The 23,313-nt window shown below is 59.9% G+C and carries 28 protein-coding genes and 1 pseudogene; 10 read left to right on the forward strand and 19 right to left on the reverse strand.

What is annotated here, in order from left to right:
- Positions 1 to 13 precede the first annotated feature (13 nt).
- Positions 14 to 832: a M48 family metallopeptidase gene (locus DK870_RS06145; RefSeq protein ID WP_060754981.1), complete on the reverse strand. Its 819-nt coding sequence runs from the start codon at positions 830 to 832 to the stop codon at positions 14 to 16.
- Between the two features lie 1,304 nt (positions 833 to 2,136).
- On the opposite strand from DK870_RS06145, the pseudogene DK870_RS29955 reads away from it, so the two are divergent.
- Both DK870_RS29955 and DK870_RS29960 read left to right on the forward strand, forming a co-directional pair.
- Positions 2,137 to 2,331: pseudogene (locus DK870_RS29955) on the forward strand (HAMP domain-containing protein); the annotation flags it as partial.
- Positions 2,332 to 2,445: 114 nt separating this feature from the next.
- Positions 2,446 to 3,189, forward strand: a complete 744-nt coding sequence (locus tag DK870_RS29960; protein WP_372241662.1) for a methyl-accepting chemotaxis protein — start codon at positions 2,446 to 2,448, stop codon at positions 3,187 to 3,189.
- A 116-nt stretch (positions 3,190 to 3,305) separates the two neighbouring features.
- On the opposite strand, the gene DK870_RS06155 is transcribed toward DK870_RS29960, so the two are convergent.
- The 3 genes from DK870_RS06155 to DK870_RS06165 are packed head-to-tail and all read right to left on the reverse strand — an operon-like array spanning position 3,306 to position 4,435.
- Positions 3,306 to 3,926 carry an SOS response-associated peptidase gene (locus DK870_RS06155; protein ID WP_161548261.1) on the reverse strand — a complete coding sequence of 207 codons (621 nt, stop codon included), beginning with the start codon at positions 3,924 to 3,926 and terminating at the stop codon, positions 3,306 to 3,308.
- Positions 3,927 to 3,962: 36 nt separating this feature from the next.
- A complete protein-coding gene (locus DK870_RS06160; RefSeq protein ID WP_060754970.1) occupies positions 3,963 to 4,223 on the reverse strand; it encodes a putative signal transducing protein in 261 nt (86 codons plus the stop codon).
- Between the two features lie 29 nt (positions 4,224 to 4,252).
- Entirely contained in the window at positions 4,253 to 4,435 is a 183-nt protein-coding gene (locus tag DK870_RS06165; RefSeq protein ID WP_060754969.1) for a CPXCG motif-containing cysteine-rich protein, read from the reverse strand.
- Between the two features lie 132 nt (positions 4,436 to 4,567).
- On the opposite strand from DK870_RS06165, the gene DK870_RS06170 reads away from it, so the two are divergent.
- Positions 4,568 to 5,731 carry a 1-acyl-sn-glycerol-3-phosphate acyltransferase gene (locus DK870_RS06170; RefSeq protein WP_174554023.1) on the forward strand — a complete coding sequence of 388 codons (1,164 nt, stop codon included), beginning with the start codon at positions 4,568 to 4,570 and terminating at the stop codon, positions 5,729 to 5,731.
- Positions 5,732 to 5,794: 63 nt separating this feature from the next.
- Here DK870_RS06170 and DK870_RS06175 read toward each other — a convergent pair whose 3' ends face one another.
- The gene (locus DK870_RS06175; RefSeq protein WP_060754967.1) at positions 5,795 to 6,052 is read right to left on the reverse strand and encodes a hypothetical protein; all 258 of its coding nucleotides are present in this window, start codon (positions 6,050 to 6,052) and stop codon (positions 5,795 to 5,797) included.
- Positions 6,053 to 6,232: 180 nt separating this feature from the next.
- On the opposite strand from DK870_RS06175, the gene DK870_RS06180 reads away from it, so the two are divergent.
- Positions 6,233 to 6,442 carry a hypothetical protein gene (locus DK870_RS06180; protein ID WP_060754966.1) on the forward strand — a complete coding sequence of 70 codons (210 nt, stop codon included), beginning with the start codon at positions 6,233 to 6,235 and terminating at the stop codon, positions 6,440 to 6,442.
- 60 nt (positions 6,443 to 6,502) lie between these two features.
- On the opposite strand, the gene DK870_RS06185 is transcribed toward DK870_RS06180, so the two are convergent.
- Complete coding sequence (locus DK870_RS06185) at positions 6,503 to 7,087, reverse strand: YajG family lipoprotein (RefSeq protein WP_161548352.1); 585 nt, start codon at positions 7,085 to 7,087, stop codon at positions 6,503 to 6,505.
- 182 nt (positions 7,088 to 7,269) lie between these two features.
- On the opposite strand from DK870_RS06185, the gene DK870_RS06190 reads away from it, so the two are divergent.
- Entirely contained in the window at positions 7,270 to 7,503 is a 234-nt protein-coding gene (locus DK870_RS06190) for a hypothetical protein (RefSeq protein ID WP_060754964.1), read from the forward strand.
- A 726-nt stretch (positions 7,504 to 8,229) separates the two neighbouring features.
- Positions 8,230 to 9,756: a malate dehydrogenase (quinone) gene (mqo, locus tag DK870_RS06195; RefSeq protein WP_090366724.1), complete on the forward strand. Its 1,527-nt coding sequence runs from the start codon at positions 8,230 to 8,232 to the stop codon at positions 9,754 to 9,756.
- A gap of 132 nt (positions 9,757 to 9,888) precedes the next feature.
- Here the strand turns inward: mqo and DK870_RS06200 are convergent, their stop codons facing one another.
- The 3 genes from DK870_RS06200 to DK870_RS06210 all read right to left on the reverse strand — a co-directional run bounded on the left by DK870_RS06200 (position 9,889) and on the right by DK870_RS06210 (position 11,289).
- The gene (locus tag DK870_RS06200; RefSeq protein ID WP_161548262.1) at positions 9,889 to 10,176 is read right to left on the reverse strand and encodes a PA4642 family protein; all 288 of its coding nucleotides are present in this window, start codon (positions 10,174 to 10,176) and stop codon (positions 9,889 to 9,891) included.
- 84 nt (positions 10,177 to 10,260) lie between these two features.
- Positions 10,261 to 10,728, reverse strand: coding sequence for a WbuC family cupin fold metalloprotein (locus tag DK870_RS06205; protein ID WP_060754961.1), 468 nt, complete (start codon positions 10,726 to 10,728; stop codon positions 10,261 to 10,263).
- A gap of 3 nt (positions 10,729 to 10,731) precedes the next feature.
- Positions 10,732 to 11,289, reverse strand: a complete 558-nt coding sequence (locus DK870_RS06210; protein WP_060754960.1) for a hypoxanthine-guanine phosphoribosyltransferase — start codon at positions 11,287 to 11,289, stop codon at positions 10,732 to 10,734.
- Positions 11,290 to 11,452: 163 nt separating this feature from the next.
- Here DK870_RS06210 and upp point away from each other — a divergent pair, with 163 nt between their 5' ends.
- Positions 11,453 to 12,091: a uracil phosphoribosyltransferase gene (gene upp / locus DK870_RS06215; RefSeq protein ID WP_024073483.1), complete on the forward strand. Its 639-nt coding sequence runs from the start codon at positions 11,453 to 11,455 to the stop codon at positions 12,089 to 12,091.
- Positions 12,092 to 12,093: 2 nt separating this feature from the next.
- Positions 12,094 to 13,368: a uracil-xanthine permease family protein gene (locus DK870_RS06220; protein WP_060754959.1), complete on the forward strand. Its 1,275-nt coding sequence runs from the start codon at positions 12,094 to 12,096 to the stop codon at positions 13,366 to 13,368.
- 116 nt (positions 13,369 to 13,484) lie between these two features.
- On the opposite strand, the gene hisC is transcribed toward DK870_RS06220, so the two are convergent.
- The 10 genes from hisC to DK870_RS06270 form a co-directional block, all read right to left on the reverse strand.
- Positions 13,485 to 14,537 (reverse strand): histidinol-phosphate transaminase, encoded by a 1,053-nt coding sequence (hisC, locus tag DK870_RS06225; protein WP_060754958.1) that lies wholly within the window; start codon positions 14,535 to 14,537, stop codon positions 13,485 to 13,487.
- Between the two features lie 3 nt (positions 14,538 to 14,540).
- A complete protein-coding gene (gene hisD / locus DK870_RS06230; protein WP_060754957.1) occupies positions 14,541 to 15,857 on the reverse strand; it encodes a histidinol dehydrogenase in 1,317 nt (438 codons plus the stop codon).
- A gap of 127 nt (positions 15,858 to 15,984) precedes the next feature.
- On the reverse strand, positions 15,985 to 16,620 hold the full coding sequence (gene hisG / locus DK870_RS06235) for an ATP phosphoribosyltransferase (protein ID WP_003188599.1): 636 nt from the start codon (positions 16,618 to 16,620) through the stop codon (positions 15,985 to 15,987).
- Between the two features lie 213 nt (positions 16,621 to 16,833).
- Complete coding sequence (gene murA / locus DK870_RS06240) at positions 16,834 to 18,099, reverse strand: UDP-N-acetylglucosamine 1-carboxyvinyltransferase (protein ID WP_060754956.1); 1,266 nt, start codon at positions 18,097 to 18,099, stop codon at positions 16,834 to 16,836.
- Between the two features lie 23 nt (positions 18,100 to 18,122).
- Complete coding sequence (locus tag DK870_RS06245) at positions 18,123 to 18,362, reverse strand: BolA family protein (protein ID WP_060754955.1); 240 nt, start codon at positions 18,360 to 18,362, stop codon at positions 18,123 to 18,125.
- 114 nt (positions 18,363 to 18,476) lie between these two features.
- Entirely contained in the window at positions 18,477 to 18,782 is a 306-nt protein-coding gene (locus DK870_RS06250; RefSeq protein WP_060754954.1) for a lipid asymmetry maintenance protein MlaB, read from the reverse strand.
- Positions 18,779 to 19,426 (reverse strand): phospholipid-binding protein MlaC, encoded by a 648-nt coding sequence (locus tag DK870_RS06255; protein ID WP_090366737.1) that lies wholly within the window; start codon positions 19,424 to 19,426, stop codon positions 18,779 to 18,781. Before DK870_RS06255 ends, DK870_RS06250 begins: the two co-directional genes overlap by 4 nt.
- Before the next feature lie 11 nt (positions 19,427 to 19,437).
- On the reverse strand, positions 19,438 to 19,905 hold the full coding sequence (gene mlaD / locus DK870_RS06260; protein WP_010170575.1) for an outer membrane lipid asymmetry maintenance protein MlaD: 468 nt from the start codon (positions 19,903 to 19,905) through the stop codon (positions 19,438 to 19,440).
- The gene (mlaE, locus tag DK870_RS06265) at positions 19,905 to 20,702 is read right to left on the reverse strand and encodes a lipid asymmetry maintenance ABC transporter permease subunit MlaE (protein ID WP_060754952.1); all 798 of its coding nucleotides are present in this window, start codon (positions 20,700 to 20,702) and stop codon (positions 19,905 to 19,907) included. Before mlaE ends, mlaD begins: the two co-directional genes overlap by 1 nt.
- Positions 20,702 to 21,511, reverse strand: a complete 810-nt coding sequence (locus DK870_RS06270; RefSeq protein ID WP_003171811.1) for an ATP-binding cassette domain-containing protein — start codon at positions 21,509 to 21,511, stop codon at positions 20,702 to 20,704. Before DK870_RS06270 ends, mlaE begins: the two co-directional genes overlap by 1 nt.
- Before the next feature lie 298 nt (positions 21,512 to 21,809).
- On the opposite strand from DK870_RS06270, the gene DK870_RS06275 reads away from it, so the two are divergent.
- The gene (locus DK870_RS06275) at positions 21,810 to 22,784 is read left to right on the forward strand and encodes a KpsF/GutQ family sugar-phosphate isomerase (RefSeq protein ID WP_104995528.1); all 975 of its coding nucleotides are present in this window, start codon (positions 21,810 to 21,812) and stop codon (positions 22,782 to 22,784) included.
- Positions 22,785 to 23,309, forward strand: coding sequence for an HAD family hydrolase (locus DK870_RS06280; protein ID WP_090366741.1), 525 nt, complete (start codon positions 22,785 to 22,787; stop codon positions 23,307 to 23,309). It begins immediately after the preceding gene.
- The last annotated feature ends 4 nt before the right edge of the window (positions 23,310 to 23,313 follow it).

Here is a 23,313-nt window from a genome sequence, read left to right on the forward strand (position 1 = left end):
AAGGTTCGGAGTATCAGGATTTCCGGGCCTGTTGGTAGAGCGGCATCACCTTCGGAATGGCCGCCTGCAGCGAGGCGATCCGGCTGTCGGACGCCGGGTGAGTACTCATGAACTCCGGTGGCGCGCCCTCTGAAGCCTTGGCCATCTTGTTCCACAGCGTGATGGCGGCGTTCGGGTTGTAGCCGGCGCGAGCCGAAAGCTCCAGGCCGATCAGGTCCGCTTCGTTTTCGTTGGCGCGGCTGTTAGGCAAGGTCATGCCGTAGTTGGCAACCGTGTCGGCCAGTGCCAGGCTGTCCTGGCCCAGGCCAAACAACGCACCGGCGCCCTGCTTGGCCATCTGGATGCCATACGCCTTGGACATGGCTTCGCGGCCGTGTTCACGCAAGGCGTGGGCAATCTCATGGCCCATTACGGCAGCCAGCTCGTCATCGGTGAGCTTGAGATTGTCGATCAACGCGCTGTACACGAAGATCTTGCCGCCAGGCCCGCAGTTGGCGTTCATCTCATCGCTCTTGATCAGGTTCACTTCCCACTGCCACTGCGCCGCATCCGGGCGGAAGTTCGGCGCCTGGGCGATCAAGCGGTTGGCGATGGCCTGCACGCGCTTGGCGTTGGTGCTGGTCTTGTCGACCAACCCCTTGCCGCTCGCCTCACCCAACGTCTGCTGGTAAGACTGGGCATACATCTGGTCGACTTCCTGACTCGACAGCATGCTGAACATGTACTGCTTACGCTCCACACCCACGGCGCCACCACTGGTGGTGTTGACCGACTGGCAACCTGCGAGCAACACCGCTGAACTGAGTAGACTTACCGCCAATGTTTTCTTCATGACACTCTCCCTGAAAATCTGGCGCATATCGTAGGCGGTCATTTATATCGACGCCAGATACAACAGACGTTTAACCGCTGATTTTCGGATACATCTCACAACGCCAGCCATCATCGCATTTGCGACACCCCCCCACTCATTTGCAGGACAAGCCTTAAGACTCCCTCCGGCATGGCCGATATAACAATAAGCCCAACCTCTCTGCGCCCGGAGCCTTCATGAAATTCAAGTCGATTCAGTTTTCTGTCGCGGCACTCACCGGCGCCATCGTGCTGAGCGTGGTCGCCGTGCTGGTGCTCTACGCCTTGTTTTCCGGTGCGCGCACCCAGGAGATGGTGCAGACACGCACCCAAACCCAATTCGAGCAAATCATCAAGGAACGTCTTACCGCGCTGGCACAGACCCAGGCCACACTGATCCAGCGTGAACTGGAGGCGCCACTGGTGACCGCCAAAGGTTTGGCCACCACCAACGCCCTGCTCGGCATGAAGGACGCCAAGGGCGAACCCGCGCTGCAGATCGGCCGCGAGCAATTGATCAGCCTGCTACATGAAACGGTGGTGCGTAACCCGAAAATCCTCGGCGCCTACATCGGCTGGGAACCCAATGCAATCGACCATAACGATGCCAATTATGTAAACAGCCCGATCGTCGGCATGGGCACCGACGGCCGCTTTCTACCCTGGTGGTACCGCAACGCAGACGGCAGCCTGGGCCTGGACAAACTCGCCGACGTCAACGACCAGAGCACTCTCTCCACCGGCATACGCGCCAGCGAGTACTACTTGTGCTCCAAGGAAAGCCAGAAACCCTGCGCCATCGACCCTGCCCCCTATAAGGTCGGCAATGCCATGGTGATGCTGGCGTCGTTCATCGAGCCGATCATGATCGACGGCAAGTTCCAGGGCATCGTCGGTGCCGACCTGTCGGTGAACTTCATCCAGGACATGCTGACCCGCGCCGACCAGAACCTCTACGACGGCGCCGGCGAATTGGCGCTGATCTCCAACAATGGACGCCTGGTGGCCTACACCAAGGACTCAAGCAAACTCGGCGAAAAAGCCAGCGACCTGCTCGACAGCAGTGAGCTGTCCAATCTTGGCCAATTGAAGGTTGGCGAAGTGCGCTACGACATCGACAAGGAACACGGGCATATCGAGTTGCTCCTGCCGTTCAATATCGGCCAGACCGACGCGCGCTGGACCTTGATGCTGCAACTGCCCCTGAGCGCCGTGATGGCGGATTCGAACGCGCTGCAAAGTGACCTGCAGGCCCAGCGCAAGGCGGACATCTTCGGCATGGCCATGGTCGGCCTGGTGATCGCCGGCCTCGGCCTGCTGGTGATCTGGCTGGTCGGCCACGGCATCGCCCGCCCACTCAAACAAATGGTGGCCATGCTCAACGATATCGCCCAGGGCGAAGGCGACCTCACACGCCGCCTGAGCAGTGACCGTGCCGACGAGTTGGGCGCGATTGCCAGCGGCTTCAATACCTTCCTGATCAAGCTGCAAGGCATGATTACGCAAGTGGTGAGCTCGGTGCAGAAGGTCAGCGACTCGTCGGAACACACCGCTGACATTGCGATCCGCACCAACCAGGGCGTGCACAAACAAATGGTCGAGATCGACCAGGTGGCAACCGCCGTGCACGAGATGACCGCCACCGCACAGGATGTGGCGCGCAACGCTACCCAGGCCGCGCAAGCCGCCAGCCATGCCGACCAGGCGGCCAGCCAGGGGATGCGTATTGTGCGCGATACCTCTTCCTCCATTGGTGCGCTCGCAGAGGAAATCGGCAAAGCCGTGGGCGTGGTCCAGACCCTGGCCAAGGACAGCGAGAACATCAATGCGATCCTCACGGCGATTCGCGGGATTGCCGAGCAGACCAACCTGCTCGCGCTCAACGCGGCCATCGAAGCGGCGCGAGCCGGCGAGCAAGGCCGTGGTTTTGCCGTGGTCGCCGATGAGGTGCGCAACCTGGCGCAGAAAACCCAGAAGGCCACCGAAGAAATCCAGGCCATGATCCAGCAGTTGCAACAAGGTACCCGCGATGTGGTACGGGTGATGGAAGACAGCCAGAACCGCACCGATGAAAGCGTGCAACACGCAGCCAAGGCGGCTGAGGCGCTTGAGACCATCACCCAGGCGGTGTCGGTGATCAACGACATGAACACCCAGATCGCCAGTGCTGCCGAGGAACAGAGCGCGGTGGCCGAGGACATCAATCGCAATGTGATCAATATTGGCCAGGTGGCCAATGAAGTCGCGGGCGGTGCGGATGAGTCCAGCACGGCCAGCGCCGACCTGACCAAACTGGCTGAACAGCAGCGGCGCTTGATCAATCAGTTCAAGGTTTGAGATTTGCGGCGACTTTGAGGCCTTATCGGGAGCAAGCCCCCTCCCACATTTGAATGTATCCACAAATCAAACTGTGGGAGGGGGCTTGCTCCCGATGAGGCCGGTCAATCCCACCACTAGGCCGGGGTCAGGCACTCCGGCCCGTTGAGCTTGGGATCGTTGACCATATTGGCCAGGACCCGCTCGCGCAATGCGGCGGGCTCACTGGCCAGCAGGGCCTGCAGGACAGGCAGGGAGGTTTCGGGATTGAGCCAGGCCTCCTGCCCCTGCGCGTCCAGAATCAACGGACGCCGCTGGTTTTGTGCAGCCTGGGTCACCACCGCCGTACTCAGCCAGACCTGCTCCTGCACCGGGTACGCCTCCCAGATGGCGGCAAAAAACAACGTGGAACCCTCCCCCGGCGTCAGCCAATACGGACGCTTGCGCTGGGTGCCTCGCCATTCATAGAACCCGTTGGCCGGCAGCAGGCAGCGACGCTGGCGAAAGGCTTCGCGAAACATCGGTTGTTCGGCCAGGGTCTCGGCGCGGGCGTGGGCCGGGGTGCGCGACAGATCGGTCAGCCAGGGTGGCGTGAGGCCCCAGCGCGCACGCGCCAGCGTGCGCTGACCCTCACTCAGGCGCTGGATCAGCACCGAGTCATTGGGGGAGATATTCCACTGGGCCTGCTGATCCGCCGGGAAGCCCGGCAGGGCAGCAAACGATGAGTTCCAGCGAAACAAGGCATAACGTCCACACATGGGGTAACACGACTCTTGGGTAAACCGACCGACAGCCTAACAGACCAGCACGTCGGGGAAGCTGTCGGGTTCTTCACCGGGCAAGGGTTGGGCGCCGATGTAGGCGGTAATCAGCTCACGGGCATAGGCGGCCTGATCGTTGTCCACTTCCAGGCCCAGCAGTCCGAAAATCGGCAGTTCCCCCGTACCGCCGAGCAAATGGCGCCCCACCAGATGCGCCTCGATACCTTCGCTGGCAAGCATCTGCTGCAGCAGCTCGCCTTCCATCAGGTTTTCCGGTTCGTAGATTCGCTGCATGCGCGTACCTGTTATTCATGACCTGCCGGTTATTCGTTCTCGCTGCGGGTGTCCAGCATCCACTCGTCACCGTGCACCTGCAGGGTGAAAATGACCGGCCGGCAACACACTTGGCAGTCCTCTATATAAGTCTGGTCACCGCCAGACAGGTCCACCGTTGTCTCGACCTCTTCGCCACAATAAGGACATTCGTACAGTGCGGTTTCCAGCATCGCGGTCTCCCAGGTGACTTGTGCGTATAATCGCCGGTCTATTTACAGGGCTATTCACGGCAGAGCCAATATTGCGGCCGCACCCTGATGTTTCCTTCTACTTACCCTAGCCGTTTCTAACAAGAGAGCATGATGGGCGAATTCGATACCATCCGACCTTACAACGACAGCGAAGTCCCGGCAGTGCTGGCACGCCTGTTCAGTGACAAGGCCTTTCTGGACATCCTGACCCACTTCCGCTTCCCGCGCTTTGCCGGCGCCCTGGGCTGGTTGCTCAAGCCGATGATCGCGCGCAAATTGCGCCGCGAGTTTGCCGGCGTCACCACCGTGGCGACGCTGCAGGACAAAGTCGAGTATTACGTCGACCATACCATCGACCGGGCGACCGACGGCGTGACCTATACCGGCGTCGAGCAACTCAAATCGGGCACCGCCTACCTGTTCCTGGCCAACCACCGCGACATCGTGATGGACCCGGCCTTCGTCAACTACGCCGTGTACCACGCCGGCCTGCCGACACCCCGCATCGCCATTGGCGACAACCTGCTGCAAAAGCCGTTTGTCAGCGACCTGATGCGCCTGAACAAGAGCTTCATCGTGCACCGCTCGATCACCGGGCGAAAGGAGAAGATGGCGGCGTTCAACCTGCTGTCGGCCTACATCAATCATTCGATCCGCAACGACGGCCAGTCGATCTGGATCGCCCAGGCCGAAGGTCGCGCCAAGGATGGGGACGATCGCACCGAGTCGGCGATCCTCAAGATGTTCCACGTCAGCCGCAAGGACGAACCGTTTGCCGAAGTCATCCAGTCGCTGAACCTGACGCCGGTGTCCATCAGCTACGAATACGACCCCTGCGATGCGGCCAAGGCCCGTGAGCTGTATATCCGTGCCACAACCGGCACCTATAGCAAGGCCCCAGGCGAGGATGATGTGAGCATCGCCTTGGGCATCACCGGCTACAAGGGCCGAGTACACGTCAACTTCGCGCCGCCGATCACCGAACGTTTTGAAGACACCAAGCTGCTCGCCGTGGAAATGGACCGGCAGATCCTGGGTGGGTATCGACTGTTCCCGGTGCACTACCTGGCTTATGCACAGTGGAGTGATGCCGACCCTCAACTGCAGGTGCCGAAGGCAGCAGACCTGTTCCCGGCCGACGAACTGGCCAAGGCCAAAGCGGAATGGGAGCGGCGCTTGAACGAATGCCCGGCCGAGCACCGCCCGTACCTGGTGGTGCAATATGCAACACCGGTGCGCAATCAGTACCGGGTCAAGGCCGGAATGCCTCTGTAACCGCCGATGACACCTGTGGGAGGGGGCTTGCCCTCTCCCACAGATGTTTTTGCAGTGCTTTTTTTACAGATGGGTGCTGAGCCAGGAGGTGGCCAGCGCCAGCCCAAGGCAGGCAAACCCGACACGATAGGCCAGGCGATACGCCCGTTCGGTGTGTACATCCAGAAACAGCATCGGTTGGTCAACGGCGCGCTCTTCGCTTCGCGCGGTAAGATCGGCCATCGCACGCTGTGATCGCAGGCGGGTGATGAATAGCAGCGCGGCGCCCGGGCAGGCAACCAGTAGCGCAGCAGTATTGATGAGCAGTGCGGGCAGTGCCATCGCAAACCTCGATGTATCAGTGGCCTGGTATCAGCTCAGATACAAACCTGAACGATAGTCGCCTCCTGCGCCTTCCTGCTCCCTCCCCCATAGCGCTAATGTATCCAGTAATTTACAGCGTCACCTGAACGTCACCTTAACAAGCCACTCTGTTGCCCTTCGACGTTTGAGGAGCTTGTCATGCTGCACGCGCAAAACCAGGATCGACTGTATTGGGTCGCACAAAGCGACGAGCAAGAGGCGCTGGTCGGCAGCCTGGCATTCAACGTCCAAGACCGCCATTGGCTGGTGTATTGCGCCCTCGCCGGGCATCAGCATGCCGACCTGCCGGAGCTGGATCTGCTCACAGGTGTCAGTGTGCTGGAGCTTTATGTCGAAACGGCGGCATGAACATCACAGGCATAAAAAAACCGGGCTCATCACTGAGCCCGGTTTTTTGTTGAGCGGTGTTTACTGCGAGCCGAGCAACTGGGCGATGCTTGGGTCTTTGAACAGACGGGTCAGGGCGTCGCTGAGCACGTCGCTGACCAGCTTGGTGTTGGTTTCCTGGTTCGGCGACATGCCGAAACGCTGGTCCAGGGACGCGCCGTAACGGCCACTGTAGCGACGAGTGCCGGCAACGACGTCGGACTTGAAGGTCGCGCCGATGGACGCTTCAGTCACATACAAGCCTTGTTTAGGCGACTGGTACTTCAGTTCGGCCAAGGTAATGGTCAGTTGAGGTGCGCCCGGCGAGTTGGCCGGCGTGAAACCCAGCAGGCGTACAGCCGCTTCGGCCTGGGCTTGCAGCTTGGGCAGCACATCCTGGCCGGTTACCGAAATAAGCGCGGTCTCAGGGTACAGGCCCCCGCGAGAGCCCAGGGTCGGCGACGGACGACCATCCACCACGCGTACCGACACCGGCTGGCCATGCCCCACAGGTGCCAACTGCGCAGTGACTTTAGGTTGCGGGCTGAGTTGTTGCGGGCTGTTGGCGCAGCCAACCAGCGTCAAACTGGTCACAGTGATCAAACCGAACAACAGGCGTTGCAACATACTCATTTCTCCAGAACTAGAGGCAAACAGGTCGCCAGTATAACGGTGCAGGCGCGCCGCTCACCAGCCATCCTGAACGGCAGCTGAAGGCACGCGGAAATTACAATTTCACATAATTTGGTCACTCCAGTGTCATGGCACACTGGCAACCTTCGAGCATGTAACGTAACAGGTACAAAACCATGCGCCTTCTCAAATCACTGTTCATGCCACGCGCCGACCATCGCCACTTTGCCCGACTCGATGCCCGTGGCTATTGCCTGGCATTCAAGCAGTGCCGCTTGCCGCCCGTCGGTGAGGGTTGGGTGGAGGTGACGGAGACTCACCTGGGGTGGATGAACCGCCCGTTGCCGGCCAGCGCCCGGGTGCGCCCGTTGTCTGCGCATGCACAACCACCGCAAGCGTTGGCCTCCTGACCGAGGCGCTAATAAAAGTCATAAAACACGCCCATTTCCCTGGCGTTCTTCGCTACAATCTCCCCCCGATTATAAGGACGTCTCCTGATCGGGCCCCGCAGCATCGTTAATGCCCCGGCATTAACCCCCAAACCGCCCACAGAGAGCCGCCCACACAGATCGTGTGAAGCCGGCGCGCTTGCTGTTTTCTTGCAAACCACCCGCCTTTGCCGAATCTGCCAGAGCTGCCATTGCGCTCGGCCACTTGAGTTGTTTGCCCGTTTTGCCGCGTGTCGGCAAGGACCTCGGGCCAGGTGCCAGGCTGGGGCAGCCCATTTTTGAGGTTCACGTCTTCAAAAGAGCGTGAAAAAACGGGTTTTCACAACTTCACAAGAGTGTGGCGAGCAAATGAATAGTTTTGCGTTTGTACAAGCACCATCAGCGTCTGGAACAGCCCAACACAGGACCGAGAACTCCCCGAAAACTGGAGCTTGAAACCTGTCCGCTACGGATTTGGTTGCACGAACCGCACGCTTTGACCATAAGTCGAATTGCCACAGGCGCCCATGAATGCGTTCATAGGCAGATTAGCCCGGCAGGAAGCGTGCGCTGAAGTTGCAAAAAAATTGCGAAGAATCGGACATGGCGATCCTGGCCATGGGTAACCTGGGGCAACACGTGAACCGCCCCGTCACTCCTGGCAGCCATGCCGTCAATTTGGTGCTGCAGATTTTGGAGACGCGTTAAATGGCGCATAACGAAGCAGTCGACGTAGTACTGGTAGGGGCCGGCATCATGAGTGCCACCCTGGCCGTACTGCTCAAAGAGCTCGACCCCGGCCTCAAGCTGGAAGTCGTTGAGCTGATGGACTCGGGTGCCGCGGAAAGTTCCAACCCGTGGAACAACGCCGGTACTGGCCACGCCGGGCTGTGCGAGCTGAACTACACGCCGCAGGCGGCTGACGGTTCCATCGACATCAAGAAAGCGGTGCACATCAACACCCAATTCGAGGTATCGAAGCAGTTCTGGGCCTACCTGACCAAGAAAGGCACGTTTGGCTCGTCCAAGTCCTTTATCAGCCCGGTGCCGCACCTGAGCTTCGTGCAGGGTGAAAAAGGCGTGTCTTTTCTCAAGAAGCGTTTTGAAACCCTCAGCCAGCACCACGCGTTTTCGGACATGCACTACACCGAAGACCGTAGCGAAATGGCCGAGTGGATGCCCTTGATGATGCCGGGTCGCCCGCTCGATGAAAAAATCGCCGCCACCCGTGTGATGAACGGCACTGACGTCAACTTCGGTGCCCTGACCAACCAACTGCTCAGTCACCTGACCAGTTCTGCAGACGCCCAGGTCAAGTACAGCAAGCGCGTTACCGGCCTCAAGCGCAATGGCGCGGGCTGGACCGTGAGCATCAAGGACGTCAACAGTGGCAACAGCCGCGAAGTGGATGCCAAGTTCGTGTTCCTAGGCGCCGGTGGCGCGGCCCTGCCGTTGCTGCAAGCCTCGGGTATCGAAGAAAGCAAAGGCTTTGGCGGTTTCCCGGTCAGCGGCCAATGGCTGCGTTGCGACAACCCGGAAGTGGTCAAGCACCACCAGGCCAAGGTCTACAGCCAGGCGGCCGTGGGTTCGCCACCGATGTCCGTCCCTCACTTGGACACCCGCGTGGTAGACGGCAAGAAATCCCTGCTGTTCGGGCCATACGCCGGCTTCACCACCAAGTTCCTCAAGCACGGCTCGTTCCTTGACCTGCCGCTGTCGGTCCGCGCCGGCAACATCGGCCCGATGCTCGCCGTCGCCCGGGACAACATGGACCTGACCAAGTACCTGGTCAGCGAAGTGATGCAATCCATGGAGCAACGCCTGGAATCCTTGCGCCGCTTCTACCCTGAGGCGAAAGCCGAAGACTGGCGCCTGGAAGTGGCCGGCCAGCGGGTGCAGATCATCAAGAAAGATCCGAAGAAAGGCGGCGTGCTGCAATTCGGCACCGAGCTGGTCGCGGCCAAGGATGGATCGCTGGCAGCACTGCTGGGCGCATCCCCAGGTGCTTCGGTAACCGTTTCGATCATGCTGGAGTTGATCGAGAAGTGCTTCCCGGAGAAAGCCGCTGGTGAGTGGGCAGCCAAGCTGCACGAGATCTTCCCGGCACGGGAAAAGACCCTCGAAACCGATGCCGAGCTGTACCGCAAGATCAACACGCAAAACAACATCAGCCTGGAACTGGTTGAGCCTGCCGCCGAGACTGGTAGGAGCGAGCTTGCTCGCGAAGATCGTTAACGATAACGCAGCGCGCCTGGTTTAGCCCAGCGCCCTGGGGCTCTTCGCGAGCAAGCTCGCGCCTACAGAAGAGCCCATAAAAAACGCCCCGCCCTCTGCATGAGGACGGGGCGTTTTTTTATGTTCGGATAATCAGCCGCGAGCGTTTTCGATCAACTCGATGTACTCGTCCGCGTGACGCTGATCCTTGATCAGGTCGATAAAGGTCTGACCATGCTCATCCTTGCCATCGAGATCCAGGCCTGCAGCCTTGAAAAAGCCCAGGAACCGCTCGAAATCGTCGATACGCAAGCCACGGTAGGCCTTGATCAGTTTGTGCAGGGACGGTGAAGTCGCATCAGCCGGCTCGAAGTCCAGGAACAACTTGATCTGATCGTCACCGATCTCATCACCAATCACCTGTTTCTTATCTTTACGCATTACCGACTCCAGCCTGCAGACATTTACACGGGGATTGAAGTCTACCTGCGGGGCTCGGCCTTGTGTAGGCGAGGATCAAACCGCTCATTCGAACTGGGCAAGCATCCAGCGCTGGTATTGAGCGACCTCGGCATCGCCCTCGCGAGGCGCCCACTCGGCAAGCTCCCCTTCACCCACCGGGCGATACGGACCGGCTTTGCACTCAAACATGACGGTGTCGGGCTCCAGGACCGCCAGGCCGTGGAACACACCCGGCGGCAGATCGACGCCCGAACACTCTCCACCGGCCTGCATGACACGCTTGGCGATGACCTCGCCGGCCTCGTTGAATATCAACAAGCCCAAACGCCCTTTGAGCACCAACAAGGTTTCCGCCTTGTCCGCGCTCAGGTGCCGATGGGGTGGTACGTAGGTGGTGGGCTGCAGGCTCACCGCCAGGCGATGGCACGGCTCTTCCATCTGGTGAAAGTTGTGATGGTGCCGACCGCGTGGACTGCTGGCCGCTTTCTCGGCCAACTCAGCAAACAGCGATTGATCAAGAAAGCGGGCCATTCATTACATTCCTTTAACGGCGAAGATGCCATTGGCGTTACGCCAGTAGCCTTTGTAGTCCATACCATAACCGAAGATGTAGCGGTCGACGCACGGCAGGCCGACATAATCGGCTTTCAGGTCCGGGCGGGCCTTGCGGTCGTGGTCTTTGTCGATCAGCACGGCAGTGTGCACTTTGCGCGCGCCGGCGTGCTTGCAGAAGTCGATGATCGCGCCCAGGGTGTGCCCTTCATCGAGGATGTCGTCGATGATCAGTACGTCGCGGTCGATGAACGAGACTTCCGGCTTGGCTTTCCAGAACAGATCGCCGCCGCTGGTTTCATTACGATAGCGCGTAGCGTGCAGGTAGGACGCTTCCAGCGGGAAGTGCAGGTGCGTCAGCAATTTGCCGGCGAAGATCAGGCCACCGTTCATCACACAGAAAACCACCGGGTTGGTGTCGGCCATTTCGCGAGTGATGTGCGCTCCAACCTCGGCGATCGCTGCTTCGACTTGTGCTTCGGTGTACAGGCAGTCAGCCTCGCGCATGATTTGACGGATATGCTCGAGATCAGCGGACATGGCGCTCTCCAAGGGGTGCTGTGGCAAGAAAAGCGGGCGAAGGTACGCTTCTCGTGCGCTCCAATCAAGCCTTTATGGACTAACGTACTTGATGTCTATAGGACAACACCCTCGGATAGATTAATCTAGGCCGGTTTTTTTGCCCGCTGCCGGAGCCTTCCCCATGCCCACTCGCGAGATCCGCCACCCGCTGATCCGACACAAACTCGGCCTGATGCGCCGTGCCGATATCAGTACCAAGAACTTCCGTGAGCTTGCTCAGGAAGTCGGAGCGCTGCTCACTTACGAAGCCACCAAGGATTTGCCCCTGGAAAGCTACGAGATCCCCGGTTGGGCCGGTCCCGTCCAGGTCGAGAAAATCGCCGGCAAGAAGATTACCGTGGTGCCGATCCTGCGCGCCGGTATCGGCATGCTCGAAGGCGTGCTCAGCCTGATTCCAGGCGCCAAGGTCAGCGCCGTCGGCGTGGCCCGCAATGAAGAAACCCTGCAGGCGCACACTTACCTGGAAAAACTCGTTCCGGAAATCAACGAGCGCCTGGCCATGATCATCGACCCGATGCTCGCCACCGGCAGTTCCATGGTCGCCACCATTGACCTGCTGAAAAAGGCCGGTTGCAAGGACATCCGCGCCATGGTGCTGGTCGCCGCCCCCGAAGGCATTGCCGCCGTCGAGAAGGCCCACCCCGACGTGCAGATCTACACCGCATCCATCGACGAGCGCCTGAACGAACACGGCTACATCATCCCTGGCCTGGGCGATGCCGGTGACAAGATTTTCGGCACCAAACAGAAGGACGCGTGAACATGCAGGATGAATTCAACGACCCGCTTTGGCGCCAGATCCTGTCTGGCGCACAAATGCTCTTCGTGGCATTTGGCGCGCTGGTGTTGATGCCGCTGATCACAGGTCTGGATCCAAACGTCGCGCTGTTCACCGCCGGCCTGGGCACACTGCTGTTCCAGGTGGTGACGGGGCGGCAGGTGCCGGTGTTCCTGGCATCGAGCTTCGCGTTCATCACCCCGATCATTCTCGCCAAGGGCCAGTTCGGCTTGGCAGCGACCATGGGCGGCGTGATGGCGGCCGGTTTCGTTTATACCTTCCTGGGCCTGGCGGTGAAAATCAAGGGCACCGGGTTCATTGACCGGTTGCTGCCGCCGGTGGTCATCGGCCCGGTGATTATCTCCATCGGCCTGGCCATGGCGCCGATTGCCGCCAATATGGCAATGGGTAAAGCCGGTGATGGCAGCGAGCTGATTCATTACCAGACCGCCATGATGATCTCGATGCCGGCCTTGCTGACCACCTTGATCGTGGCGGTGTTCGGCAAGGGTATTTTCCGCCTGGTGCCGATCATCTCTGGGGTACTGGTGGGTTTCGCCATGTCGTTCTACTTTGGCGTGGTCGATACGGCGAAGATCGCCGCCGCCCCCTGGTTCGCCCTGCCCCACTTCACCGCGCCGGAATTCAACTGGCAGGCGATTCTGTTTATCGTGCCGGTAGCCCTGGCCCCGGCGATCGAACATATCGGTGGTGTGATTGCGGTGGGCAGCGTGACCGGTCGTGACTACCTGAAGAAACCGGGCCTGCACCGCACTTTGCTGGGTGACGGGATCGCCACCACGGCCGCCGGCCTGTTTGGTGGCCCGCCGAATACCACCTACGCCGAAGTGACCGGCGCGGTGATGCTGACCAAGAACTACAACCCTAAAATCATGACCTGGGCCGCAATCTTTGCCATCAGCCTGGCATTTATCGGTAAGTTCGGCGCATTGCTGCAAAGCATTCCGGTACCCGTGATGGGCGGCATTCTATGCCTGCTGTTCGGCTCGATTGCCGCAGTGGGGATGAACACGCTGATCCGCCACAAGATCGACCTGGGTGAGGCACGCAACCTGGTGATTGTGTCCGTGACCCTGGTGTTCGGTATCGGCGGTGTACTGGTAGGCACCGGCACTGGCCCGGATGATTTCGGCCTCAAGGGCATCGCCCTGTGCGCGGTGGTGGCGATTGGTTTGAACCTGCTGCTGCCGGGTAATGATGGCTGGAAGAACAAGCAGTCTGACAAGCCGTTGATCTAACAAAATGTGGGAGGGGGCTTGCTCCCGATGGCGGAGTGTCAGTCGATACATGATTGACTGATCTACTGCCATCGGGAGCAAGCCCCCCTCCCACATTTTTTGATCTCCAGTGTCGCTTAGAGCTCGCCGAGCCCATCGACCAGCGCCTGGTTCTGCTCAGGCGTGCCGATGCTGATCCGCAGGAACTGGGCAATCCGCTCCTGCTTGAAGTGCCGTACGATCACACCCCGCTCACGCAACTTGGCCGCCAGGCCGGCTGCGTCGTGCCGAGGGTGGCGGGCAAAGATGAAGTTGGCTGCCGACGGCAACACTTCAAAGCCTTTGCCTTCCAGTTGTGCGACCAGTGTGTTGCGACTGTCGATCACCTGCTTGCACGTTTTCTCGAAGTACTCACGGTCCTCGAACGCTGCCGTCGCGCCGACAATCGCCAGGCGATCCAGCGGGTAGGAGTTGAAGCTGTTCTTGACCCGCTCCAGCGCCTCGATCAGGTCCGGGTGGCCTACGGCCAGGCCCACCCGCAAACCGGCCAGTGAGCGCGATTTGGACAGGGTCTGGGTCACCAGCAGATTCGGGTAGCGGTCCACCAGGCTGATAGCGGTTTGGCCACCGAAGTCGATATAGGCTTCATCGACCACCACCACCGAATCCGGGCTGGCCTTGAGAATCTGCTCGACTGCCTGCAATGCCATCACGCAGCCGGTCGGCGCGTTCGGGTTGGGGAAAATGATCCCGCCGTTAGGCTTGGCGTAATCGGCGACACGAATCTGGAACTGCTCGTCCAACGGCACCGGGTCGGACTTGATGCCGTACAGGCCGCAGTACACCGGATAAAAGCTGTAGCTGATGTCTGGAAACAGCAGCGGCAAGTCGTGCTGGAACAGACCGTGGAAGATGTGTGCCAGGACTTCATCGGAACCATTGCCGAGGAATACCTTACCGGCGTCGACCCCGTAATACTTGGCCACAGCCTGCTTGAGCAGGTCGCTGTTGGGGTCCGGGTACAGGCGCAGATTGTCATTCAACTCGGCCTGCATGGCCGCCAGTGCCTTGGGCGAGGGACCATAGGGGTTTTCATTGGTGTTGAGCTTGACCAGCTTGGTCAACTTGGGTTGCTCGCCGGGCACGTAAGGCACCAGGTCCTTGACGAAAGGGCTCCAGAATTTGCTCATGCCTTACTCTCCCTTGAGGATGCGATATTCGGCGCTGCGCGCGTGCGCACTCAGCGATTCACCACGGGCCAGCACCGAGGCGGTCTTGCCCAGCTCGGAGGCGCCCTGCGGCGAACAGAAGATGATCGACGAACGCTTCTGGAAGTCATATACCCCCAGCGGCGACGAGAAACGCGCGGTGCCGGAAGTCGGCAGTACGTGGTTAGGGCCTGCACAGTAGTCGCCCAGGGCTTCGCTGGTGTGGCGGCCCATGAAGATCGCTCCGGCGTGCCGAATCGACGGCAGCCAGGCTTGCGGGTCGGCCACGGACAATTCCAGGTGTTCCGGCGCGATGCGGTTGGCCACTTCGATGGCCTGCTCCATATCGCGAGCCAGAATCAGCGCGCCCCGGCCGTTGATCGACTTCTCGATGATCTCGGCGCGCTCCATGGTCGGCAGCAGCTTATCGATACTGGCGGCGACCTTGTCGAGGAACTCGGCATCCGGGCTGACCAGAATTGCCTGGGCGTCTTCGTCGTGCTCAGCCTGGGAGAACAGGTCCATGGCGATCCAGTCCGGGTCGGTATGGCCGTCGCACACCACGAGGATTTCCGAAGGACCGGCGATCATGTCGATCCCCACCTGGCCGAACACATGACGCTTGGCGGTGGCCACGTAGATGTTGCCCGGCCCCACCACCTTATCGACCTTCGGCACGCTTTCGGTGCCGTAGGCCAAGGCCGCAACGGCTTGGGCGCCGCCAATGGTAAACACGCGGTCGACACCGGCGATGCACGCCGCCGCCAGCACCAGCTCGTTGATTTCGCCGCGCGGGGTGGGCACCACCATGACCACTTCGGTCACGCCGGCCACTTTGGCCGGGATCGCGTTCATCAACACCGATGACGGGTACGAGGCTTTACCGCCCGGCACGTATAGGCCAGCGCGGTCCAGCGGCGTGACCTTCTGGCCCAGCACGGTGCCATCGGCTTCGGTGTAGCTCCAGGAATCCTGTTTCTGCTTTTCGTGGTAGCTGCGTACCCGCGCCGCCGCGACTTCCAAGGCTTCGCGCTGGGTTGCGGTGATGCGCGTCAGAGCCAGTTCCAGGCGTTCGCGGGGCAGGATCAGGTCGGCCATGGACTGGACGTCCAGGCCGTCGAATTGGCGGGTGAAGTCCACCAGCGCCGCGTCACCGCGCTCGCGCACGGCCTTGATGATGTCGAGTACTCGCTGGTTGACCGAGTCGTCGGACACGCTTTCCCAGCTCAGCAGATGATCCAGATGATGGGCGAAATCCGGGTCGGCAGCATTGAGTCGGGCAATTGCAGTGGACGTGGTCATAGCGAGGGCCTCATAGGATTGGCAAAGATGCTCAGGCGCCGAAAGTTAGCAGTCGATCCGCTTGGGCACCTGAGAATTCTGGCTATGAGGCGGATAGACGGGCGCGACCTAAGGCCGCGCGGGTAGGTCAACCGCGGTGTCGAGACTCCACTGCCTTGCGCAGGGTGTCGATCAACGCCTGAATACGGGCGTGTTGCATTTTCATGGAAGCTTTGTTGACGATCAGGCGCGAGCTGATGTCAGCAATGAAATCCTGGGGTTCCAAGCCGTTGGCACGCAGGGTGTTGCCGGTGTCGACGACGTCGATGATCTTGTCGGCCAGGCCAATCAGCGGCGCCAACTCCATCGAACCGTAGAGCTTGATGATGTCGACCTGACGACCCTGCTCGGCGTAGTAGCGCTTGGCAACGTTGACGAACTTGGTGGCAACCCGCAGGCGGCCCTTGGGTTCGACGTCACCGACACGACCGGCAGTCATCAGCTTGCACAGGGCAATACGCAGGTCCAACGGCTCGTACAGGCCCTGGCCGCCGTATTCCATCAGCACGTCTTTACCGGCGACACCGAGGTCGGCCGCGCCATGTTCAACATAAGTCGGCACGTCGGTAGCCCGCACGATCAACAGGCGAACGTCGTCCTGGGTCGTGGGGATGATCAGCTTGCGGCTCTTGTCCGGATTCTCGGTCGGCACGATGCCCGCTTCAGCCAGAAGCGGCAAAGTGTCGTCAAGGATGCGGCCCTTGGACAGTGCGATGGTCAACATGGGAAACGTCAGTCCTTCATCAGGCTATTGCTGTCCGGGCGCAAACGGCGCCAGACACAGATCGAGGCCATTACAGCCTCGACTTGAAATAACGGCAAACTTCATTGTAGTGAGCGGGCTTGCCCCGCGCTGGAGTGCGCAGCGCTCCCAAGATTTTTAGGGCCGCTTCGCAGCCCAGCGCGGGGCAAGCCCGCTCACTACAGTGATAGCGGACTAGCCCGGTACGCGGCGGATCTTCGCACCGAGCATCTGCAGCTTCTCTTCGATGCACTCGTAGCCACGGTCTATGTGGTAGATGCGGTCGATCAGGGTGTCGCCTTTGGCGCACAGTGCAGAAATCACCAGGCTGGCCGAAGCACGCAGGTCGGTCGCCATCACCGGCGCGCCCTTGAGCTCATCGATGCCGGTAACGATAGCGGTGTTGCCCTCGACCTGGATCTTGGCACCCATGCGGTGCAGCTCATACACGTGCATGAAGCGGTTTTCGAAGATGGTCTCGATCACGGCGCCCGTGCCTTCGGCAATTGCGTTCAAGGAGATGAACTGCGCTTGCATGTCAGTCGGGAACGCCGGGTAAGGAGCAGTGCGCAAGTTAACGGCTTTGGCTCGCTTGCCGTGCATGTCCAGCTCGATCCAGTCTTCACCGGTGGTGATTTCAGCACCGGCTTCCTTGAGTTTTTCCAGGACGGCTTCGAGGATGGTCGGATCGGTGTCCTTGACCTTCACGCGGCCACCGGTCACGGCGGCGGCAACCAGGTAGGTGCCGGTTTCGATACGGTCCGGCATCACTTTGTAGGTGGCCGAGTGCAGACGCTTCACACCGTCGATGGTAATGGTGTCGGTGCCGGCGCCGCTGATGTTGGCACCCATGGCGATCAGGAAATTCGCCAGGTCGACCACTTCCGGCTCACGCGCGGCGTTTTGCAGGACGCTGCGGCCATTGGCCAGGGCAGCGGCCATCATGATGTTCTCGGTACCGGTCACACTGACGGTATCGAAGAAGAAGTTGGCGCCACGCAAGCCGCCTTCCGGCGCCTTGGCCTTGATGTAGCCACCTTCGACGTCGATGATCGCGCCCATGGCTTCAAGGCCACGGATGTGCAGGTCAACCGGGCGCGAACCGATGGCACAACCGCCAGGCAGGGCCACTTCGGCTTCGCCGAAACGGGCAACCATCGGGCCCAGTACCAGGATCGACGCACGCATGGTTTTCACCAATTCATACGGGGCAACCAGGGTCTTGATGGTGCGCGGGTCGATTTCGACCGCCAGTTTCTCGTCGATGACCGGCTCGATACCCATGCGACCGAACAGTTCGATCATGGTGGTGATGTCGTGCAGGTGCGGCAGGTTGGCCACAGTCACCGGGCCATCGCACAGCAGGGTCGCTGCCAGGATCGGCAAGGCGGAGTTTTTCGCACCGGAAATGCGAATCTCGCCATCAAGGCGGGCACCACCGGTAATAATCAATTTATCCATAAGAATCTCGACGCCTTGGGGGCTCAGGTGCGCTCGGACCAGGCCGCGCGGCTGAAAAATTTCATAGTGACCGCGTGGATGCTGCCATCGGTGATCCACGGGTTCAAATGGGCATAGATCTGCTGTTGACGCTTGACCGGGCTCAATGCCGCCAGTTCATCGCTAATCACGTTCAGCTGGAAATTGCAGCCTTCGCCTTCAACTTCTACGATCGTTTCCGGCAGCTTTCCTTCAAGGAAGCTCTTAACTTCTAGGGCCTGCATGCTCAACCTCTATCGGCGCCCAGTGCGCACGGGTCGCACATCATACAAAAAAGCCCCGCGCCTGCGAACCCCGCATAGCAGGACTCTGACGGGGGGGTTTCTTGATAATAGCTATTAAGGATGCGCCAACAGCTCGGTCAGGCCACTGACCTGGGCAATTTCACGCATATCTTCGGGCAACGCGCGGATACTCACAGGCTTTTTCGCAGCCTCGGCATCACGCATGAAGCACAGCAACAACGACAAGCCGACGCTGCTGGACTTGGTCACCGCCGAGCAATCGAGCACCAAAGCGGGCGCGGTGCTGGACTTGATCAACGCCTGGCCCTGCTTGCGCAGCGCAGGCCCGGTGCGGTAGTCCAGCACGCCGCTGAGCAGCAGCTCGCCGGCATCGCCAAGACGAACAGCCGACTCGGTCATTGCGCGGACTTCCCAGCTTCTTTATCGGAAGCTTCCTTGGCCTTGGCCACTTCACCCGCCCAACCATTGATGGTCTTGTCCAGGTCATTGCCGTTGCGCTGCATGGCATCGGCGAACTGGTCACGGAACAGCTTGCCGATATTGATGCCGTTGATGATCACGTTGCGCAGCTTCCACTCGCCGTTGACCTTCTCCAGCGTGTACTGCACAGGGTAGACGGCGCCGTTGTTGCCTTTGACGCTCATGTTCACGCTGGTGCGGTCGCCCGACTCATCGCCGGCCGGAGCAACGGTAATGCCCTGATTGTTGTACTCAAGTAGCGCATTGCCGTAGAACTGGAACAGGCCCCTCTTGAAGTTTTCCTGGAAGGTCTGCATCTGCGCTGGGGTTGCCTTGCGCGAATACTTGACCGTCATGATGCTTCTGGAAATGCCTTCGGCGTCAACCACAGGCCCGACAATAGTGTTCAGGGCGTTGTAGAACTGGCTTGGGTCTTGTTTGTATTGCTCTTTGTTGGCTTTCAAGTCAGCCAGCATCTTGTTGGTCGTGTCCTGCACCAGATCGTGCGCAGAACCTGCCGCGTTGGCCATCAGCGGCAGCGCTGCAAGCAGTACCAGCAGGCCGCGTCGCAAGGTAGAGATCATGAACAGGTTCCTCATTTGGCGTCTTTATTGACCGTATTGAGCAGGAATTTACCGATCAGGTCTTCAAGCACCAACGACGACTGTGTGTCGTGGATTGTCGAACCATCCTTGAGCAGGGCTGTTTCCCCGCCCACGCTGATACCGATGTATTTTTCGCCCAGCAGACCCGCAGTGAGGATAGATGCAGTGGAGTCCGTCGGCAGATTATCTACCTTCTTATCCACTTGCATGGTCACTCGACCGGTGAAGCTGTCGCGATCCAGATCGATTGCCGTGACCTTGCCGATGGTCACACCGGCCATGGTCACTTTAGCTCTGACCGTCAAACCGGCGATATTGTCAAAGTATGCGTAAAGTTTATAAGTATCGGCGGTGGGGCTGGCCGAAAGGCCGCTGACGCGCAGCGCCAGCAACAGTAAAGCCAGGATGCCAGCCAGCAAGAAAAGGCCGACACCGATTTCCACAGTGCGGTTTTGCATCAGAAATCTCCAAACATCAAGGCGGTCAAAATGAAGTCAAGGCCCAGTACGGCCAGCGAGGCGTACACAACGGTCTTGGTGGTGGCGCGACTGATCCCTTCTGAGGTGGGCTCACAGTCGTAGCCTTGGAATACGGCGATCCAGGTCACTACAAAGGCAAAAACGATACTCTTGATGATGCCGTTGAGCACATCGCCACTGAACGTCACGCTGTTTTGCATGTTGGCCCAGTAGGAGCCGTCATAGACCCCCAGCCAGTCCACCGCCACCCAAGAGCCGCCCCAGATACCCACCACGCTGAAAATCATCGCCAGCAATGGAAGGGAAATGAAGCCGGCCCACAGGCGCGGGGCAACAATGTATTTGAGCGGGTCTACGCCGATCATTTCCAGGCTGGACAGTTGCTCGGTGGACTTCATGTTGCCGATCTCGGCAGTCAGCGCCGAACCGGCGCGCCCGGCGAACAGCAACGCGGTGACCACCGGACCAAGCTCACGCAGCAGCGTCAGGGCGACCATCTGCCCTACCGCCTGCTCCGAACCGTAGCTGGAAAGAATATTGAAGCCCTGCAACGCCAGCACCATGCCGATGAATACGCCCGAGACGACGATGATCACCAGGGACATCACGCCGACCGCATGCAGCTGTTTGACCAGCAACCCAAAGCCGCCGCCGATGCCGCCGCGACCGAGCAAGGCGTGAAACAGGAAAATAGTCGAGCGACCCAGCACTTCGACGATGTCGATGCCTGAGCGGCCGAAAAGGCGAACCTTCTCGATAAGAGATGTCTTGCGCATCAGCGCTTCCCCAGAAGATCTGAGCGGTAGTCCGCTGCCGGAAAGTGAAAAGGCACCGGGCCATCGGGATCGCCGGTCATGAACTGGCGGATACGCGGGTTATCGGCATTCATCAGCTCCTCCGGCGTACCCTGCCCCAGCACCTGGCCATCACCCACTACATAGAGGTAGTCAGCGATGCTCGCGGTCTCGGCCAGATCGTGGGACACCACGATGCTGGTGATCCCCAGCGCATCATTGAGCAAGCGGATCAGGCGTACCAGCACGCCCATGGCGATGGGGTCCTGGCCGACGAAAGGCTCGTCATACATGAGGATCTGTGGGTCGAGGGCAATAGCCCGCGCAAGGGCGACACGGCGTTTCATGCCGCCGGACAACTCGTCGGGCATCAGGTCGATGGCACCACGAAGGCCAACGGCCTGCAGTTTCAACAACACGATGTCACGGATCATCTCGTCGGACAGCTGGGTATGCACCCGCAGCGGAAACGCTACGTTTTCGAAAACATCGAGGTCGGTAAACAGCGCGCCGCTCTGGAACAGCACCCCCATGTGCTTGCGCGCATCGAACAGATCGCTGCGCGACAGCGTCGGAAGGTTCTGGCCATTGACCCACACTTCACCGGCACTGGGGCGCAATTGCATGCCCATCAGGCGCAACAAGGTGGTTTTGCCACAGCCGGAAGGCCCCATGATTCCCGTGACCTTGCCACGGGGAATGCGAATATCGACGTTATTGAAGATGCTGCGCGTCCCGCGCTTGAAGGTAAGGCCCTTCAGCTCGACCGCGTAGGCGTTATCGGCACTCATCTAATCTCCTTGGGATGCAGCCTTTCACTCAGACACCCGGTATGCGACTTTCGTTAGCAACGCCTGCGCAATAATTATCCACATGGGCTGAGCGGACCGAACTGGCGGCGAACTATATCACTGCTGGTACAGCGCCCCCAAGGCCGGAACAGCGCTTGTTCAGATTCACGACAGGGAAAAAACGTTGCTGAGCACGAATCTCAAGCGCTCAGCGAATAAAGCCTGACGAACTTGCGTGAGGGAATTGATCATTACCGCTATAATCGCCGACTTTTCGTCAGGCTATACGACTTCAGACATGAGCCAATCCAGCGACCTCATTGAATCCGCACAACGTACCATTCGCCTCGAACTGGAAGCCGTAGAAGGTTTACTGACCCATATCGACGCGGATTTCGTGCGTGCCTGCGAGATGATCCTGGCCAGTAAGGGCCGCGTTGTCGTGGTCGGCATGGGCAAATCCGGCCATGTCGGCAACAAGATTGCCGCCACACTGGCAAGCACCGGCACCACCGCGTTTTTTGTACATCCGGCCGAAGCCAGCCATGGCGACATGGGCATGATCACCAAGGATGACATCATCCTGGCGCTGTCAAACTCCGGCACCACCAACGAAATCGTGACCTTGCTGCCGCTGATCAAGCGCCTGGGCATCAAGATGATCAGCCTCACCGGCAACCCGGAATCGACGCTGGCCAAGGCTGCCGAAGTCAACTTGAACGTGCATGTGGCCCATGAAGCCTGCCCACTGAACCTGGCTCCCACCTCTTCGACCACCGCGGCCCTGGTCATGGGCGACGCCCTGGCCGTAGCGCTGCTGGAGGCTCGCGGCTTTACCGCTGAAGACTTCGCGTTCTCCCACCCGGGCGGCGCCCTGGGCCGTCGCCTGCTGCTGAAGGTGGAAAACGTCATGCATGCCGGCGATGAACTGCCCCACGTACAACGCGGCACGTTGCTCAAGGACGCGTTGATGGAGATGACCCGCAAGGGCCTGGGCATGACCGTGATCCTGGAGACCGACGGACGCCTGGCCGGAGTCTTCACCGACGGCGACCTGCGCCGAACCCTGGACCGTACCATTGATATCCACACCGCAACCATCGATGCGGTGATGACGCCCCACGGCAAGACGGCTCGCCCGGAAATGCTCGCGGCCGAAGCCCTAAAGATCATGGAAGACCACAAGATCGGCGCGCTGGTGGTAGTCGACAGCGACGACCGCCCGATTGGCGCGTTGAACATGCACGACTTACTGCGTGCGGGAGTGATGTAAATGACCGACGACCTGCTGCAACGCGGCAAGAACATCAAACTGGCGATTTTCGACGTCGATGGCGTGCTGACCGATGGCCGCCTGTATTTCCTCGAAGATGGCAGCGAATTCAAGACTTTCAACACGCTTGATGGCCAAGGCATCAAAATGTTGATGGCCGCGGGCGTGCAAACCGCGATTATCAGCGGTCGAAAGACACCCGTTGTGGAACGCCGCGCACAAAACCTGGGGATTCCTCACCTCTATCAGGGCCGTGAGGATAAACTGGTGGTTCTGGACGAGCTTCTTGGCCAACTCAACCTAAGCTATGAGCAGGTCGCCTACTTGGGCGATGACCTGCCCGACCTGCCGGTCATTCGCCGGGTGGGCCTGGGCATGGCCGTCGCGAACGCCGCAGCCTTTGTGCGTGAACACGCGCATGGCGTCACCACTGCCCGTGGCGGTGAAGGTGCCGCCCGCGAGTTCTGCGAATTGATCCTGCGCGCCCAGGGCAGTCTTGAAGCGGCCCACGCCGCCTACCTATAGAGCG

It is taken from the genome of Pseudomonas sp. Q1 (assembly GCF_009935975.1).
GTDB lineage: Bacteria > Pseudomonadota > Gammaproteobacteria > Pseudomonadales > Pseudomonadaceae > Aquipseudomonas > Aquipseudomonas palleroniana.